Source organism: Streptacidiphilus sp. PAMC 29251, from assembly GCF_054208735.2.
On sequence record NZ_CM135725.2, the window covers coordinates 4,131,719 to 4,147,755 of the forward strand.

General features: G+C 72.5%; 10 protein-coding genes and 5 pseudogenes. 9 read left to right on the forward strand and 6 right to left on the reverse strand.

Annotated features, from left to right (window positions below; translation table 11 throughout):
* Positions 1 to 11: 11 nt before the first annotated feature.
* The 3 genes and pseudogenes from ACXKR8_RS19330 to ACXKR8_RS19340 all read right to left on the reverse strand — a co-directional run bounded on the left by ACXKR8_RS19330 (position 12) and on the right by ACXKR8_RS19340 (position 4,016).
* Entirely contained in the window at positions 12 to 1,748 is a 1,737-nt protein-coding gene (locus ACXKR8_RS19330; protein ID WP_458275024.1) for a GGDEF domain-containing protein, read from the reverse strand.
* A gap of 119 nt (positions 1,749 to 1,867) precedes the next feature.
* Positions 1,868 to 3,056, reverse strand: a pseudogene (locus ACXKR8_RS19335) (adenylate/guanylate cyclase domain-containing protein).
* 114 nt (positions 3,057 to 3,170) lie between these two features.
* On the reverse strand, positions 3,171 to 4,016 hold the full coding sequence (locus ACXKR8_RS19340; RefSeq protein WP_458274147.1) for a biotin--[acetyl-CoA-carboxylase] ligase: 846 nt from the start codon (positions 4,014 to 4,016) through the stop codon (positions 3,171 to 3,173).
* A gap of 136 nt (positions 4,017 to 4,152) precedes the next feature.
* On the opposite strand from ACXKR8_RS19340, the pseudogene ACXKR8_RS19345 reads away from it, so the two are divergent.
* The 5 genes and pseudogenes from ACXKR8_RS19345 (at position 4,153) to ACXKR8_RS19365 (ending at position 7,584) form a co-directional block, all read left to right on the forward strand.
* A pseudogene (locus ACXKR8_RS19345) lies at positions 4,153 to 5,746 on the forward strand (acyl-CoA carboxylase subunit beta).
* A gap of 8 nt (positions 5,747 to 5,754) precedes the next feature.
* On the forward strand, positions 5,755 to 5,961 hold the full coding sequence (locus tag ACXKR8_RS19350; protein WP_458274149.1) for an acyl-CoA carboxylase epsilon subunit: 207 nt from the start codon (positions 5,755 to 5,757) through the stop codon (positions 5,959 to 5,961).
* Between the two features lie 79 nt (positions 5,962 to 6,040).
* Positions 6,041 to 6,166: a morphogenic membrane protein MmpB gene (gene mmpB, locus ACXKR8_RS19355; RefSeq protein WP_458274150.1), complete on the forward strand. Its 126-nt coding sequence runs from the start codon at positions 6,041 to 6,043 to the stop codon at positions 6,164 to 6,166.
* Between the two features lie 19 nt (positions 6,167 to 6,185).
* A pseudogene (locus tag ACXKR8_RS19360) lies at positions 6,186 to 6,778 on the forward strand (nucleoside triphosphate pyrophosphatase).
* A 65-nt stretch (positions 6,779 to 6,843) separates the two neighbouring features.
* Entirely contained in the window at positions 6,844 to 7,584 is a 741-nt protein-coding gene (locus tag ACXKR8_RS19365) for a hypothetical protein (RefSeq protein ID WP_462100599.1), read from the forward strand.
* On the opposite strand, the gene ACXKR8_RS19370 is transcribed toward ACXKR8_RS19365, so the two are convergent.
* Positions 7,529 to 7,948: a hypothetical protein gene (locus tag ACXKR8_RS19370; RefSeq protein WP_458274153.1), complete on the reverse strand. Its 420-nt coding sequence runs from the start codon at positions 7,946 to 7,948 to the stop codon at positions 7,529 to 7,531. The genes ACXKR8_RS19365 and ACXKR8_RS19370 overlap by 56 nt on opposite strands.
* A 186-nt stretch (positions 7,949 to 8,134) precedes the next feature.
* Here ACXKR8_RS19370 and ACXKR8_RS19375 point away from each other — a divergent pair.
* Positions 8,135 to 9,879, forward strand: a pseudogene (locus ACXKR8_RS19375) (acetyl/propionyl/methylcrotonyl-CoA carboxylase subunit alpha).
* 224 nt (positions 9,880 to 10,103) lie between these two features.
* Here ACXKR8_RS19375 and ACXKR8_RS19380 read toward each other — a convergent pair.
* Together ACXKR8_RS19380 and ACXKR8_RS19385 are read right to left on the reverse strand one after the other, a co-directional pair.
* Positions 10,104 to 10,982, reverse strand: a pseudogene (locus ACXKR8_RS19380) (DeoR/GlpR family DNA-binding transcription regulator); the annotation flags it as partial.
* A gap of 150 nt (positions 10,983 to 11,132) precedes the next feature.
* The gene (locus tag ACXKR8_RS19385; protein ID WP_458274154.1) at positions 11,133 to 12,587 is read right to left on the reverse strand and encodes an NAD(P)H-quinone dehydrogenase; all 1,455 of its coding nucleotides are present in this window, start codon (positions 12,585 to 12,587) and stop codon (positions 11,133 to 11,135) included.
* Positions 12,588 to 12,671: 84 nt separating this feature from the next.
* On the opposite strand from ACXKR8_RS19385, the gene ACXKR8_RS19390 reads away from it, so the two are divergent.
* From ACXKR8_RS19390 to ACXKR8_RS19400, 3 genes are all read left to right on the forward strand, one after another.
* On the forward strand, positions 12,672 to 13,109 hold the full coding sequence (locus ACXKR8_RS19390; RefSeq protein ID WP_458274155.1) for a gamma-glutamylcyclotransferase: 438 nt from the start codon (positions 12,672 to 12,674) through the stop codon (positions 13,107 to 13,109).
* A gap of 133 nt (positions 13,110 to 13,242) precedes the next feature.
* A complete protein-coding gene (locus tag ACXKR8_RS19395; protein ID WP_458274156.1) occupies positions 13,243 to 14,109 on the forward strand; it encodes a purine-nucleoside phosphorylase in 867 nt (288 codons plus the stop codon).
* 163 nt (positions 14,110 to 14,272) lie between these two features.
* Positions 14,273 to 15,979, forward strand: coding sequence for a phospho-sugar mutase (locus ACXKR8_RS19400; RefSeq protein WP_458274157.1), 1,707 nt, complete (start codon positions 14,273 to 14,275; stop codon positions 15,977 to 15,979).
* Positions 15,980 to 16,037: the final 58 nt, after the last annotated feature.

Here is a 16,037-nt window from a genome sequence, read left to right on the forward strand (position 1 = left end):
CCTCGGTGCGCTCAGGCCGGCGGGGAGGCCGGGCCGGACAGGGCGACTGCGACCAGGGCCCGCAGGGCGGGGCCGAGGGCGGCGAAGGGCAGCGTCGAGTCGTCGGCGAAGAGTTCGATCAGCCAGCCGCCGGCCGGGTTGTGGCCGCCGGCGGCGAGGACCGAGCGGTAGCCGCCGACCAGCAGCACCGCCTCCTCGGCCGGGTCGTTGCCGGGGACGCCCACCCGCATGCTGAAGGCGCCACCGCGCACCGCCTGCGCGGTGAGCGGGTAGGAGCGCAGGTCGAAGACCGCGTCGGGGGCCTCGTTGATGGCCCGCTGGACCTGGGCCCTGATGCTGCCGGGGCCGCGGGTCATCCGGCGGACGCCGTAGTGGGCGGTGCGCATCTGCGCGGTGCCGGGCGGGACGTAGGAGATCCACCAGGCGACGGCGTCCAGCAGCCGGGCCGCGGTCTCGGCGACCACCTCCAGTCGGCCGAGGCTGTCGCCGGGGTGGACCCGGCGGGCCGGCTGCTCATCATCGAGAGCACCGATCACAGCCGAGAGCAGCAGTCCGGGATCCGCGCTGTAACGGGCCCCGCGGAACCGCCGCCGCTCGTTCTTCCGCCCCCCGCCCTCGACGATCCGGCCCTCGGCCGCGACCTCCGCCAGCCGCACGGTCGGGTCCGGCGCCTGCCCCCGCCCGGCCACCACCGGATGCGCGGCCTGGCCCGCCTTGGCCCGGTACTGCGCCGCGTCCGCCAGCCGGAACAGCCGGTCCGCCGTGGTCACCGGGCCGATCGGATCCCCGGTCGAGGCCACCCCGCAGGCGACGCCCTCGCCCTGATCCAGCGTCAGCGCCTGGGCGCAGAGCTCCTCGGCGACCCGGACCACCTCGTCCGCCGACACCCCCTCGGCGACCAGGCAGAACTCGTCGCCGCCGAGCCGTCCGACGACACTGCCGGGCAGCATCGCCCCGCACATCGACAGCTGGTCGGCGAACTGCGCCAGCAGCCGGTCGCCCACCTCGTGGCCCTTCTCGTCATTGACCCGCTTCAGCCCGTTGACGTCGCAGACCACCAGCGACACCACCGTCCCGTCCACCCGGTGCGCCTCCAGCGCGGTGTCCAGCTTGGCGTCGATCGCCCGCCGGTTGGCCAGCCCGGTCAGCGCGTCGGTGAAGGCCAGCCGGCGCACCTCCTCCAGCTCCTCGCTCTGCGCCAGCCCGGCCGAGATCTGCGCGGCGAGCACCGTGGCGAAGCCGGCGTCCTCGTCGCTGAACACCGGCGCACCGGCCTTGCGGGCCAGGTAGAGCTCACCCCAGGCGCGGCCGCGCAGCAGGATCGGCGCGACCAGGCAGCAGCCCCGGCCGCGGCGGCGCAGCGAGGCCGCGCGCTCCCGGCAGGCGGGGCCGTCGGGGTTGTCGTCCACGCTCTGGGCCCAGGCCCGGGGCAGGCCGTCCACGGTCCAGGGCTCGCCCTCGCCCAGGCCCTTCTGGGCCAGGAACCGGGCGATCTCCGGGTATTCGGCCAGGGCGTAGGACTCGTCCTCGGGCAGTTCCTCCTCGCCGGCCGCGAGCAGGCCGTTGTTGACCAGCACCCGGAGCCGGCCGGTGTCCCGCTCCCAGACCGAGACCGCCCCCATGTCGGCATCCAGTGCCTCCCGCGCCCGCTGGGCCGCGACCTGCACCGCCTCGATCCGGGTCTGTGCGGCGGACATCGCCTGGGCGAGTCCGACCACCGCCCGCAACCGCGCGTCCGCGCCGCCCATGCCGCTCACCCCTGGCCGCCTTCCTGCGGCCCACCCGCGTGACCGTCAGTCATCAGCGTAGGTACATTTCCGACATACCGCCGGAAGCCCAGCCCGCCGGAAGCCCGGCCCCCGGAAGCTCAGCCGCCGGTGTATCCGGACCTGCGGCTCAGCAGCCAGGGCTCGACCAGCCCGAGCCCACGCACCGGCCGCCGCCACATCGGCTGCAGCCCGAACCGGTACGACGCCTCCGGCACGTCCACCACCGGCGGGCGGGCCGCCGGGGCGATCCCCACCGAGGCCACCGCGGACAGCGCGTCGGCCGCGCCGGGCGACAGCCCCAGCGGCCCGCCGGCGCCGGACGGCGCGACCGCGCCCTCCCGCTCCAGCGCCGCCGCCATCTCGCCGTCCACCAGCACCGCGTCCTTGGGGGCGATCGAGGTCAGCCGGCTGGCCAGGTTCACGGTGGTGCCGAAGACATCGCCCATCCGGGTGGTGACCGTGCCGAAGGCCATGCCGACCCGCAGCGCGGGCATCGCGTCGTCCTTGCCCAGGGTCTCCACCAGGGCCAGCCCGATCTCGGCGGCCGTGCCCGCGTCCTCGGAGACATAGAGGATCTCGTCGCCGAGGGTCTTCACCAGCCGGCCGCCGCGCCCGGCCACGATGTCGGCGCAGGTGATCTCGAAGTTCTCGACCAGCTCGCCCAGCTCCTCGTCCTCAAGGCGGCGGGAGAGCCGGGTGAAGCCGACCAGGTCGGCGAAGCCGACGGCGAGCCGCCCGCTCTGCATGTCCTCGTCCTCGGCGGCCTGCACCACCCGCCCGGTCACCGCCGCCAACTGACGCCGCCAGACATAGACCAGAAACTGTTCGAGCTCCGGCAGCAGCAGCTCCACCAGCGGGTACGCCACCTCGGAGCGGGTCAGTCCGGGCTCGTCGGTCGAGGTCAGGTGCTCCAGGAAGGTGTCGATCTGCCACTCGGCAAGCCGCGCCGTGGTCTGCCCGGTGGACCGGGCCACCTGGATCGCCATCGGCTCGCTCAGCAGTCCGGCCTCGACCAGGCCGGCCAGCCGCCGCAGGGCGATCACGTCCGCGTCGGTCAGCGCCCGGGACTGGCCGATGTCGGCGAAAGCCCATGGCCCGCCAGAACCGCGAGGCCAGCTCCATCGACACGCCCGCCGCGCGGGCCGCCTGGAACGGCGTGTACTGCCGCTCCGAGTCCAGGATCAGCTGCTCCAGCTGCATCGGGACGGAGATCTCGGACTCGGCCTCCACCGGCTCGTCGCCGTCGGCCCCATCGTCGGGCCGGCCGTCCCCGGCCGGTCCGGTCATCCGGTCCTCGTCGCCCACCTGTCCACCCTCGCGCTCACCCTCTGTGGCCTTGCTCACACCACCGCCCGCACGAATCCTCGCACGGATTCCCGCCATCCGGGGCATCACTCCAGGTTAGAGCCCCGGCTCGGACCGTCCACGGACATGGACCACGTCCCCGGCGCCGACCGCCGTGGTCGCCCCCGCGCCGTCCGCGACGACCAGCCGGCCGTCCGCGTCCACGCCCACCGCCTCGCCCAGCAGCTCGCGGTCGCCGGGCAGTTCCACCCGGACCTGGCGGCCCAGGGTGGCGCACTGCGCCTCGTAGGCCGCCCGCAGCCCGCTGAGCTCCGGGTCCCCGCCGCCGGCCACCCACTCCTGGTACAGCTCGGCGAAGGTCCGCAGCAGGGCCCGCAGCAGGGTCTCCCGGTCGGTCACCGCGCTGCCCGCCAGCAGCAGCGATCCGGCGGTCGGCACCGGCAGCTCCTCGGCCCGCAGGCTGACGTTCAGCCCGATTCCGACCACCACCGCGTCCCCGGCTGCCTCCGCCAGGATCCCGCCCAGCTTCCGCTCCTCGGCCCCGACGGTCACCAGCAGGTCGTTGGGCCACTTCAGCCGCACCTCGGTCTCCGCCGCCCGGCTCAGCGCGGACGCCGCGGAGACCCCGACCAGCAGCGGCAGCCAGCCCCAGCGCTCCTTGGGCACCTCGGGCCGCAGCAGCAGCGACAGGAAGATCCCGGACCGGGCCGGCGCGGTCCAGGTCCGCTGCAGCCGTCCCCGCCCGGCCGTCTGCTGCTCGGCGACCAGCACCGCCCCGGCCGCCGCGCCCCCGGCGGCGGCCGCCATCAGGTCGCTGTTGGTGGAGCCGGTCTCGGTCACCACCCGCACCGAAGTCCACAGCCCCCCGGGACGCACCAGCGCCCGCTCCAACGCCGTCCCGCGCAGCGGCGGCCGGTCCAGATCGCTCCAAGGAGAAGTCATGCGCCCAAGCCTATGACCCCGGTCACTCCCCGTATCCGCCACGTGCCCGTCATGACTACGCTACTGAACGGAAACCTCACCCGTTGGTACTGGCAGAGCTGCCGGTACTACCCCCTCCTGACGGGAGTCGCGCCGGATGTCCCATGCCGAAATCGCCAATGAGGGCGCGGCCCACACCACTGCCGGCAAGATCGCGGAGCTGAAGCGGCGGCTCGACGAGGCCACGCACTCGGGCTCCGCCCGCGCCATCGAGAAGCAGCACGCCAAGGGCAAGCTGACCGCCCGCGAACGGGTGGCGCTGCTGCTCGACGAGGACTCCTTCGTGGAGTTCGACGAGTTCGCCCGGCACCGCTCCACCAACTTCGGCCAGGAGAAGACCCGCCCCTACGGCGACGGCGTGGTGACCGGCTACGGCACCGTCGACGGCCGCCAGGTCGCGGTCTTCGCCCAGGACTTCACCGTCTTCGGCGGCTCCCTCGGCGAGGTCTTCGGCGAGAAGATCGTCAAGGTCATGGACTTCGCGCTGAAGACCGGCTGCCCGATGATCGGCATCAACGACTCCGGCGGCGCCCGCATCCAAGAAGGAGTGGCGTCCCTCGGCCTCTACGGCGAGATCTTCCGCCGCAACGTGCTGGCCTCCGGCGTGATCCCGCAGATCTCGCTGATCATGGGCCCCTGCGCCGGCGGCGCGGTGTACTCCCCGGCGATCACCGACTTCGTGGTGATGGCCGACCAGACCTCGCACATGTTCATCACCGGGCCCGACGTGATCAAGACCGTCACCGGCGAGGACGTCGGCATGGAGGAGCTGGGCGGCGCCCGCACCCACAACTCCAAGTCCGGCGTGGCGCACCACCTGGCCTCGGACGAGAAGGAAGCCGTCGACTACGTCAAGGCGCTGCTCTCCTACCTCCCGTCCAACAACCTCGAGGAGCCGCCCGCCTTCCCCGAGGAGGCCGACCTCGCCACCAGCGAGCTGGACCTGGAACTGGACGTGATCGTCCCCGACTCGGCCAACCAGCCCTACGACATGATCAAGGTCATCGGCCACATCCTCGACGAGGGCGAGTTCCTGGAGACCCAGTCGCTGTTCGCGCCGAACATGGTCACCGGCTTCGGCCGGGTCGAGGGCCACGCCGTCGGCGTCGTCGCCAACCAGCCGATGCAGTTCGCCGGCTGCCTGGACATCGACGCCTCGGAGAAGGCCGCCCGCTTCGTCCGCACCTGCGACGCCTTCAACATCCCGGTGCTGACCTTCGTCGACGTCCCCGGCTTCCTGCCCGGCACCGGCCAGGAGTGGGACGGCATCATCCGCCGCGGCGCCAAGCTGATCTACGCCTACGCCGAGGCCACCGTCCCGCTGATCACCGTGATCACCCGCAAGGCCTTCGGCGGGGCCTACGACGTGATGGGCTCCAAGCACCTCGGCGCGGACCTCAACCTGGCCTGGCCCACCGCCCAGATCGCGGTGATGGGTGCCCAGGGCGCCGTCAAACATCCTGCACCGGGCCGACCTCGCCGCCGCCCCCGACAAGGACGCCCGCCGGGCCGAACTGATCCAGGCCTACGAGGACACCCTGCTGAACCCCTACGTGGCGGCCGAACGCGGCTACATCGACGCAGTCGTCATGCCCTCCGAAACCCGCCAGCACATCGTCAGGGGCCTCCGCGCCCTGCGCAACAAGCGCGAGGTGCTGCCGCCCAAGAAGCACGGCAACATCCCCCTGTAAGGAGAGCCATGCCCCCCATCAAGGTCCTCCACGGCCGACCCAGCCCCGAGGAGCTCGCCGCCGTCCTGGCGGTGGTCTCGGCCCGGGCGGCCGCCAACGCCGCCCGGACCACCGAGGACACCCGCACCACCGAGTGGACGTCCAGGGCCCGCACCCTGCGGCGCCCGCTGCGCCCCGGCCCCAACGCCTGGCGCAGTTCCGCCTGGGCGCACTGACCCGGCGAGCCCCGTCCCGCACACATCTGAGTACCCGTACTCAGGCGCGGGGCGGGGCTCCCGTTGCACCCTGGAAAGCATGCTGTGGTCCGATCCCGTCGACGAGACCGCGCAGGAGAAGCGCCGACTGAACGCGCTCCTGCGCCGGGTAGGGCTGCTCATCGCCCTCTTCGCCATCCTGATCCTGATCCTGGCCACCACCTGATCCCCCTACCCTGGTCACCATGACCGTGCCGCTGATCCTCGCCTCCGCCTCCCCCGCCCGCCTCGGCCTGCTGCGGCAGGCCGGACTCGACCCGAAGGTGGTCGTCAGCGGCGTGGACGAGGAGGCCGTCACCGCCCCCACCCCGGCCGACTGGCCCTGGTCCTGGCCGAGGCCAAGGCCCGGGCGGTGGCCGCGACGCTGACCACCCCCGCCCTGGTCATCGGCTGCGACTCGGTGCTCGACCTGGACGGGGAGGCGCTGGGCAAGCCCGCCGACGCCGCCGAGGCCCTGGCCCGCTGGCAGGCGATGCGCGGCCGCGACGGCGTGCTGGAGACCGGCCACTGCGTGATCGACACCCGCACCGGGGCCGAGGCCTCCGCCACCGCCTCCACCACCGTCCGCTTCGGCTCCCCCACCGACCAGGAGATCGCCGCCTACGTCGCCAGCGGCGAACCGCTGAAGGTCGCCGGGGCGTTCACCCTGGACGGCCGCTCCGCCCCCTTCGTCGACGGCATCGACGGCAGCCACGGCAATGTCATCGGCCTGTCCCTGCCGCTGCTGCGCACCCTGCTGCTGCGGTTGGACGTCAGGATCACCGACCTCTGGACCTGACGCACTGTCGGACCCAGCCACTACCCTGATGCCCTACACACCTCAGGGGGAGCAGATGGGGAACGGTGTGCTCGACGTCATCCTCGGCGTGGTCTCCAGCGGGCTCAGCGCCGCTGCCGCCTGGGCCCTGCAGGCTGCCCTGCGCCGCCGCAAGCTGCAACCGCAAGCAGCAGTTCTTCGGCCTCTACGCCGGCACCGAGTGCCTGCTGGTGGTGAACCGCCACACCAGCTCGGTCAGCGAGAAGAGCGTCTCCCGGCACGACGTCTACGCCCTGATGGAGCTGGCCGCGCTGGTCCAGGAGTGCGGCGCCAGGGCGGACATCGTCCCGCACAACGAGATACGCCAGGGCCTCGGCGACAAGGCGGAGTTCTGCATCGGCGGGCCGGCCAGCAACTCCCGCACGGCCGCGCACCTGGCCTGGCGCTTCCCCGGGGTGCGGATCGACGGCGACACCACCCAGCGCGCGCTCCCCTCCGAGTTCCAGATCGAGGTGGGCCCGAACGCCTACACCTGGACCGCCGAGGCCAGCTACGTCCTGCTGGCCCGCATCTCCGCGGGCGAAGGCGGCCGGCCGGCGTTCCTGGTGTCCGGTCAGACCGCGACCTCCAACCAGGCCGCGGCGCACTACCTGATCTCGCACCACCGCCAGCTGATGCAGAGCCACGGGCTGAGCGGCACCTTCTGCCTGATCCTCAAGGTGGTCCAGCCGGGGTCCTACGGACCCGACATCGTCGAACTCGTCGGCGACGTCACGGCGCAGGCCTCGGCGCCGCGTCCCACACCGGTGCCGATCCCAGCTGAATGAGCAGCACCAGGAAGCCGAGCGTGACCGTCAACACGACAAAGGCGAGTACTCCCGACAAAGCGAGCGTCACCGCCGCGAGCACCGCGTGCAGCACAGCACAGACAATCAGCAGAATCCTTGTCGGCCGCCCCATGGCACGCTTCCGCGCAGCCATGATCCCCAGCACCACCCCGACCACGGCCAGGAAGCCCGCCAGCGCGCCCAGGCCGACCCATACCCCCAGCGCCATGCGCCCGGGCGCCAGCCCGCCCAACGACATGTTCTGCCGCTTCACGCCGATGCCCAACACCACAGCCAGGACACTGGTCACCAGCGCTTCGAGCAGCAGCAGCAGAACCGCCCCAATGGTCGCCCAGATCCTCATATCGGCACCTTACTGACGAGTAGGCTGTGGCGGAAGAGTTGTGCCGCACAACCCATCATCGAGGCCCCGGCGTACCGTGGAGCAGAAAGAATCACCCTCCGTGTGGGCAAGCTCACCACCGGATCCAGTACACCAACTGGCCCTCGTACTCCATAAACTCATCCACGGTTCAAGAAGGGAGCCATTGTGCGCAAGGTGCTCATCGCCAACCGCGGAGAAATCGCAGTCCGCGTCGCCCGGGCCTGTCGGGACGCGGGTATTGCCAGCGTCGCCGTGTACGCCGAGCCGGACCGGGACGCGCTGCATGTCCGCGCGGCCGACGAGGCCTTCGCCCTCGGTGGCGACACCCCGGCCGGCAGCTACCTCGACATCACCAAGGTGCTCAAGGCCGCCGCCGACTCCGGCGCGGACGCGATCCACCCCGGCTACGGCTTTCTGTCCGAGAACGCCGAATTCGCCCAGGCCGTCCTGGACGCCGGCCTGACCTGGATCGGCCCCCCGCCCCAGGCCATCCGCGACCTCGGCGACAAGGTCGCCGCCCGCCACATCGCCCAACGCGCCGGCGCCCCCCTGGTCGCCGGCACCCCCGACCCCGTCACCGGCCCCGACGAAGTCCTCGCCTTCGCCCAGCAGCACGGCCTCCCGGTCGCCATCAAAGCAGCCTTCGGCGGCGGCGGCCGCGGCCTGAAAGTCGCCCGCACCCTCGACGAGATCCCCGAACTCTACGACTCCGCCGTCCGCGAGGCCGTCGCCGCCTTCGGCCGCGGCGAATGCTTCGTCGAGCGCTACCTCGACCAGCCCCGCCACGTCGAGACCCAGTGCCTGGCCGACACCCACGGCAACGTCGTCGTCGTCAGCACCCGCGACTGCTCCCTGCAACGCCGCCACCAGAAACTGGTCGAAGAGGCCCCCGCACCGTTCCTGACCGACGACCAGAACCACCAGCTCTACACCGCCTCCAAAGCCATCCTCAAGGAAGCCGGCTACGTCGGCGCAGGCACCTGCGAGTTCCTGGTCGCCAACGACGGCACCATCAGCTTCCTGGAGGTCAACACCCGCCTGCAGGTCGAACACCCGGTCACCGAAGAAGTCACCGGCATCGACCTGGTCCGCGAACAGTTCCGCATCGCCGACGGCGAAGGACTCGGCTACACCGACCCCCCGCCCGCGGCCACTCCTTCGAGTTCCGCATCAACGGCGAGGACCCCGGACGCGGCTTCCTGCCCGCCCCCGGCACCGTCACCCGCTTCGCACCCCCCACCGGCCCCGGCGTCCGCCTCGACAGCGGCGTGGAAACCGGATCCGTCATCGGCCCGGCCTGGGACTCCCTGCTGGCCAAGCTCATCGTCACCGGCGCCACCCGCACCCAGGCCCTGCAACGCGCCGCCCGCGCCCTGGCCGAATTCCAGGTCGAAGGCATGGCCACCGCCATCCCCTTCCACCGCGCCGTCGTCGCCGACCCCGCCTTCACCAGCGAACCCTTCACCATCTACACCCGCTGGATCGAGACCGACTTCACCAACACCATCCCCGCCTTCACCCCCACCGGCACGGACACCGACGAACCCGACACCCGCGAGACCGTCGTGGTCGAGGTCGGCGGCAAACGCATCGAGGTGTCGCTGCCCGCCAACCTCGCGGCCAGCAGCAGCAAGCCGGCCGCCGCCAAGTCCAAGCGCCGCACCGCCAGCACCAAGGCCGGCTCCGCGGCGTCGGGCGACACCCTCGCCTCACCGATGCAGGGCACCATCGTCAAGGTCGCCGTCGAGGAGGGCCAGGCGGTCGAGGCAGGCGATCTCATCGTCGTCCTCGAGGCCATGAAGATGGAGCAGCCGCTCAACGCCCACAAGACCGGCACCGTGGTCGGCCTCACCGCCGCCATCGGCGCCACCGTCACCAGCGGCGCGGCGATCTGCGAGATCAAGGACTGACCACCGTCCCACCCCCTCCCCCACCTACGGGAGGGGGTGGGACGGGGCGGGGTGGTCGCGGCAGGGGCCGTCAAAGCGAGAAACGGGTGCAATCGGCGAAATAAGGGCACCTCGACGAGAAAGCACCCGTTTCGCAGCAGGCCCCAGAGCGACTTCCCCGACCCGGCCCGCCCCCGCACACAAACCCGCGCCGCAGGCAAACCCCAGGCCAGCGCAGCGCAGCGCCCCGCGCCGCAGCAAACCTCACCCCCGGGCGACTCCTCGCGCCACCGGCAGCGCCGCCCTCCGCTGCGCCGGAAACGCCACCCCGGAGGACGCCGCCCCCCGCCCAGCGGCGGAACCGCACCCGTCGGCGGGACCACCGGCGCCACGCACACCTGGACCCCCCGATCCGCCAGCGCGTCCAGCTCCCTCGACGCCACCTCGGACATCCCGGCCCCCTCGTCCGTCACCAGGCAGGCGATGCCCTCCGCGGCGACGGTCTGGAACATGGTGTCGGAGCCGAGCTTGCCGTGGTCGGCGAGCACGACGACCTCCGCCGCCGCGCCGACCAGGGCCCGGTCCACACTGGAGGAGAGCATGTTGGTGGTCGACAGCCCCCGCTCCGCGGTGAGCCCGCTGCCGGAGATGAAGGCACGCGTCACCCGCAGCCCCTGCAGCGACTGTTCGGCGCCGCTCCCGACCAGGGCGTAGTTGGACCCGCGCAGGGTGCCGCCGGTCATCACCACCTCCACCCGGTTGGCATGGGCCAGCGCCTGGGCCACCAGCAGCGAGTTGGTGACCACGGTCAGCCCGGGCACCCGGGCCAACCGGCGGGCCAGTTCCTGCGTGGTGGTGCCGGCGCCCACCACGATCGCGTCGCCCTCGGCGACCATCGAGGCGGCCAGGTCGGCGATCGCGCTCTTCTCCGCCGCGGCGAGGTGCGTCTTCTGCGGATATCCCGGCTCTCTGGAGAGACCCCCGGGCAGCACCGCTCCACCGTGTCTGCGGTCGAGGAGGCCTTCGGCCTCCAGGGCACGCACATCACGGCGGACGGTCACTTCGGAGGTCTGGACGACTCGGGCGAGCTCCCGGAGCGAAACCGCTCCATTGGCGCGCACCATTTCGAGGATCAACTGGCGACGTTCTGCTGCGAACACGAAACAGACGGTAACGTGCATGACCATCTGCTTTCAGGCGTTTGCCCTTAGTAGTCGAAGTTGTCCACCACGGACGGGCGCGCACCCCTACAATGCGCGCCGCCCGTCACTACTTCACGCCCCGCCCGCGCTCTCCGCCCGCTTGCGGATGTGCAGTTGCCGGGCCGCCTCCGCGATCGATCCGGAGACCGACGGGTAGACCGTGAACGCGCTGGCCACCTGCTCGACCGTCAGATTGTTGTCCACCGCCAGCGAGATCGGGTGGATCAGCTCGCTGGCCCGCGGCGCGACCACCACCCCGCCCACCACGATCCCGGTGCCCGGACGGCAGAACAGCTTCACAAAGCCGTCCCTGATGCCCTGCATCTTCGCCCGCGGGTTCCCGCGCAGCGGCAGCTTCACGCAGACCGCGTCCATTTTCCCGCACTCGACGTCGGCCGCGCTGTAACCGACCGTAGCGATCTCCGGGTCGGTGAAGACATTGGACGCCACCGTCTTCAGGTCCAGCGGCTGCACCGCGTCCCCCAACGCGTGGTACATCGCGATCCGGCCCTGCATCGCCGCGACCGACGCCAGCATGAAGACCCCGGTGCAGTCCCCGGCCGCGTAGACGCCCGGCGCGCTGGTGCGGGAGACCCGGTCCACCTTCACCTGGCCGCCCTCGGTGAGCTTCACCCCGGCCGCCTCCAGGCCCATCCCGGCGGTGTTGGGGATCGAGCCGACCGCCATCAGGCAGTGCGAGCCGGTGATCACCCGTCCGTCGGCCAGGGTCACCTCGACCTTGTCGCCGACCCGTCGCACCGACTGGGCCCGGGACTGCGACATCACGTTCATGCCGCGCCGGCGGAACACGTCCTCCAGCACATTGGCGGCGTCCGGGTCCTCGCCCGGCAGCACCCGGTCCCGGCTGGACACCAGGGTCACCCGCGACCCCAGCGCCTGGTAGGCGCCGGCGAACTCGGCCCCGGTGACGCCGGAGCCGACCACGATCAGCTCCTCCGGCAGCTCGTCCAGGTCGTAGACCTGGGTCCAGGTGAGGATCCGCTCGCCGTCCGGCGCCGCGTCCGGAAGCTCCCGCGGGTGCGTGCCGGTGGCGATCAGCACGGCGTCCGCGCGCAGCTCCTGCGATCCGCCCTCGGCGAGGTCCACCACCACGCCGCGCGAGCCGTCCACGCCCTGGCCGCCCTCGGCGAGCCGGCCGAAGCCGCGCAGCAGGGTGACCCCGGCCCTGGTGACCGACTGGGTGATGTCGTGCGACTGGGCGATCGCGAGCCGCTTCACCCGTCGGTTGACCTTGCCCAGGTCCACCCCGACCACCCGGGCCCGCGCGGTGGGGCTGTCGTCCGCGACCGTGATGCCCAGCTCCTCGTAGGAGCTGTCGAAGCTCGTCATCACCTCGGCCGTGGCGATCAGGGTCTTCGACGGCACGCAGTCCGTCAGCACCGCCGCGCCGCCGAGGCCGTCGCTGTCCACGACGGTCACCTCCGCGCCGAGGTCCGCGGCGACAAGCGCCGCCTCGTATCCGCCTGGTCCGCCACCGATGATCACTATCCGAGTCACATGCGCCATTGTCCCGCACCTTTACCCCTGGACCACACCGGGCTCGGCCGTCCGGAGCCCGCCGCCAGCCACGTCTCCCGTACGCTGTGACGCATGTCGCTCTACGCCGCCTACGCCAGCAACCTCGACGCCCGGCAGATGAGCCGCCGTGCCCCGGCCTCGCCGCTGCGCGGCACCGGCTGGCTGGACGGCTGGCGGCTGACCTTCGGCGGGGAGCAGTTCGGCTGGGAGGGCTCGATCGCCACAGTGGTCGAGGACGAGAAGGACCAGGTCTTCGTCGGCCTCTACGACATCGCCCCGGGGGACGAGGCCGGCCTCGACCGCTGGGAGGGCCTGCCGCTGGGCTTCTACCGCAAGCTGAAGGTCAGGGTGCACACCCTGGAGGGCGACCTCACCGCCTGGACCTACGTCCTCAACGACTACGAGGGCGGCCTGCCCTCGGCCCGCTACCTCGGCATCATCGCCGACGCGGCGGAGTCGGCCGGCGCCCCGCACGACTACGTCATGGAACTCCGCAAGCGCCCCTGCTGAGCGCCCCGGCCGGGCCGGACCCGCCTCGGATCCAGGCAATTGGCGGACCGTACAGTCCGCACCCGCTCGACTGTCGGAAATGTCATCCGTTCGTTCTTCTACGCGCGTAGGGTGAACGGATATCCTCGTCAGTGTGAACGCATCCCCTCAGCCGGTCGCCGCCGCTGACACCAGCAGCAGGACCGCCGACGACACCCCCGCCGACCCGTACTCGCCGTACGCCGCCGCCAAGGAGGCCGCCGCCGCGCTGCGCGCACTCACCGGTGTGGAGAACCACGATGTCGCGCTGGTCATGGGCTCCGGCTGGGTTCCGGCCGCCGACGAGCTCGGCACGCCCGACCACGAGTTCCCGATCACCGCGCTCCCCGGCTTCCCCCCGCCCGGAGTGGCCGGCCACTCCGGCATGGTCCGCTCGATCACCATCGGCGGCGTCCGCGCCCTGGTCTTCCTGGGCCGCACCCACTACTACGAGGGCCACGGCGTCGCCGCCGTCGCCCACGGCGTCCGCACCGCCGTCGCGGCCGGCTGCCGCACGGTGGTGCTGACCAACGGCTGCGGCGGGCTCCGCGAGGGCATGGCCCCCGGCCAGCCGGTGCTGATCAGCGACCACATCAACCTGACCGCGGCCTCGCCGATCGTCGGCGCGAACTTCGTGGACCTCACCGACCTCTACTCCACGCGGCTGCGCACCCTGTGCCGGGAGATCGACCCGAGCCTGGAGGAGGGCGTCTACGTCCAGTTCACCGGGCCGCACTACGAGACCCCGGCCGAGATCAGCATGGTCCGCGCCATCGGCGGCGACCTGGTCGGCATGTCCACCACGCTGGAGGCCATCGCCGCCCGCGAGGCCGGGGCCGAGGTGCTGGGCCTGTCCCTGGTCACCAACCTGGCCGCGGGCATCACCGGCGAGCCGCTGAACCACGCCGAGGTCCTGGAGGCCGGCCGCACCTCCGCCACCCGGATGGGCGCGCTGCTGGCCAAGGTGCTCGAACGGCTCTGAGCCCCGCCGCCCCCACCGCCGCCCACCGCCCCCACCCGCAGCCCTCCCCGCAGCCCTCCCGCGGGCCGGACGAACCGAGCCCACCCCTGGCATCCGCCGCTTCCCCGTGGCGGGTGCCATGCTCGTTGTACGGACCTGAACCAGAGATAGAACGGACGAAGCGATGAAGCCGACCGCCGGCACCGACCTGCTGACCCGGGCCCGTACCTGGCTCGCCGAGGACCCTGACCCGGACACCCGGGCCGAGCTCACCGAGCTGCTCGCGGCCACCGAGGGCGACGCCTCCGAGGAGCACTCGCGGGCCTGGTCGGTGCTCTGCGAGCGCTTCTCCGGGACGCTGCAGTTCGGCACCGCCGGCCTCCGCGGCGAGATGGGCGCGGGCCCGATGCGGATGAACCGCGCCGTGGTCATCCGTGCCGCCGCCGGGCTCGCCGCCTATCTGAAGCGGGACGCCGCGCACGGCCTGGTGGTCATCGGCTACGACGCCCGGCACAAGTCCTACGAGTTCGCCCGCGACACCGCCGCGGTGATGGTCGGCGCCGGGCTCAACGCCGCACTGCTGCCGGGACCGCTGCCCACCCCGGTGCTGGCCTTCGCGGTGCGGCACCTGGACGCGGCGGCCGGGGTGATGGTCACCGCCAGCCACAACCCGGCCCGCGACAACGGCTACAAGGTCTACCTCGGCGGCGAGCTGGAGGGCTCGCAGATCGTTCCGCCGCACGACGCCGGCATCGCCGACCGGATCGACGCGATCGACTCGCTGGACCAGGTCCCGCTGGCCGCCGAGGGCTGGGACGTGCTCACCGAGGCCGAGATCCTGGAGCCCTACCTGGCCCGCGCCGCCGCCGTGGTCGACCCGCACGCGCCGCGCGACCTGTCCGTGGTCTACACCCCGCTGCACGGCGTCGGCCGGGACACCTTCCTCGCCGCGTTCAAGCGCGCCGGCTTCCCCACCCCGAGCACGGTCGCCGAACAGGCCGACCCCGACCCGGACTTCCCCACCGTCAGCTTCCCCAACCCGGAGGAGCCCGGGGCGATGGACCTGGCCTTCCGCACCGCCGCGGCGCTCGGCCCGGACCTGGTCATCGCCAACGACCCGGACGCCGACCGGCTCGCGGTGGCCGTCCCCGACCCGGCCGCCGACTCCGGCTGGCGGATGCTGCGCGGGGACGAGGTCGGCGCGCTGCTCGCCGCCCACCTGGTGTCCCGGCGGGCCACCGGGGCCTTCGCCACCACCATCGTCTCCTCGTCCCTGCTGTCCAGGATCGCCGGGGCGGCCGGCCTCCCCTACGCCGAGACGCTGACCGGCTTCAAGTGGATCTCCCGGGCCGAGGGCCTGCGCTACGGCTACGAGGAGGCGCTCGGCTACTGCGTCGACCCGGACGCCGTCCGCGACAAGGACGGCATCAGCGCCGCGCTCACCGTCGCCGAACTGGCGGCGGGCCTCAAGTCGTCCGGCCGCACCCTGGGCGACCTGCTGGACGACCTGGCCCTCACCCACGGGCTGCACGCCACCGACCAGCTCTCGGTCCGGGTCGCCGACCTGCGCCGGATCGCCGACGCCATGGCCCGGCTGCGCGCCCACCCGCCGACCGCCCTGGCCGGGCTGCGGGTGGACTCGGCCGAGGACCTGGAGCGCGGCAGCGAGGGGCTGCCGCCCACGGACGGGCTGCGCTACCGGCTCAGCGGCGCGGCCGTCACCTCGGCGCGGGTGGTGGTCCGGCCGTCCGGCACCGAGCCCAAGCTGAAGTGCTACCTGGAGGTCGTCGTCCCGGTCGGCTCGGGCGACGTCCTCGGCGACGCCCGGAGCACCGCCGCCGAACTGCTGGCCGCGCTGAAGCGGGACCTCGCCGAGGCCGCGGGGATCTGACCCCGTCACAGCGGGTCCAGGCACCCTGCCGTCACAGCGGGTCCAGGCACCCTGCCGT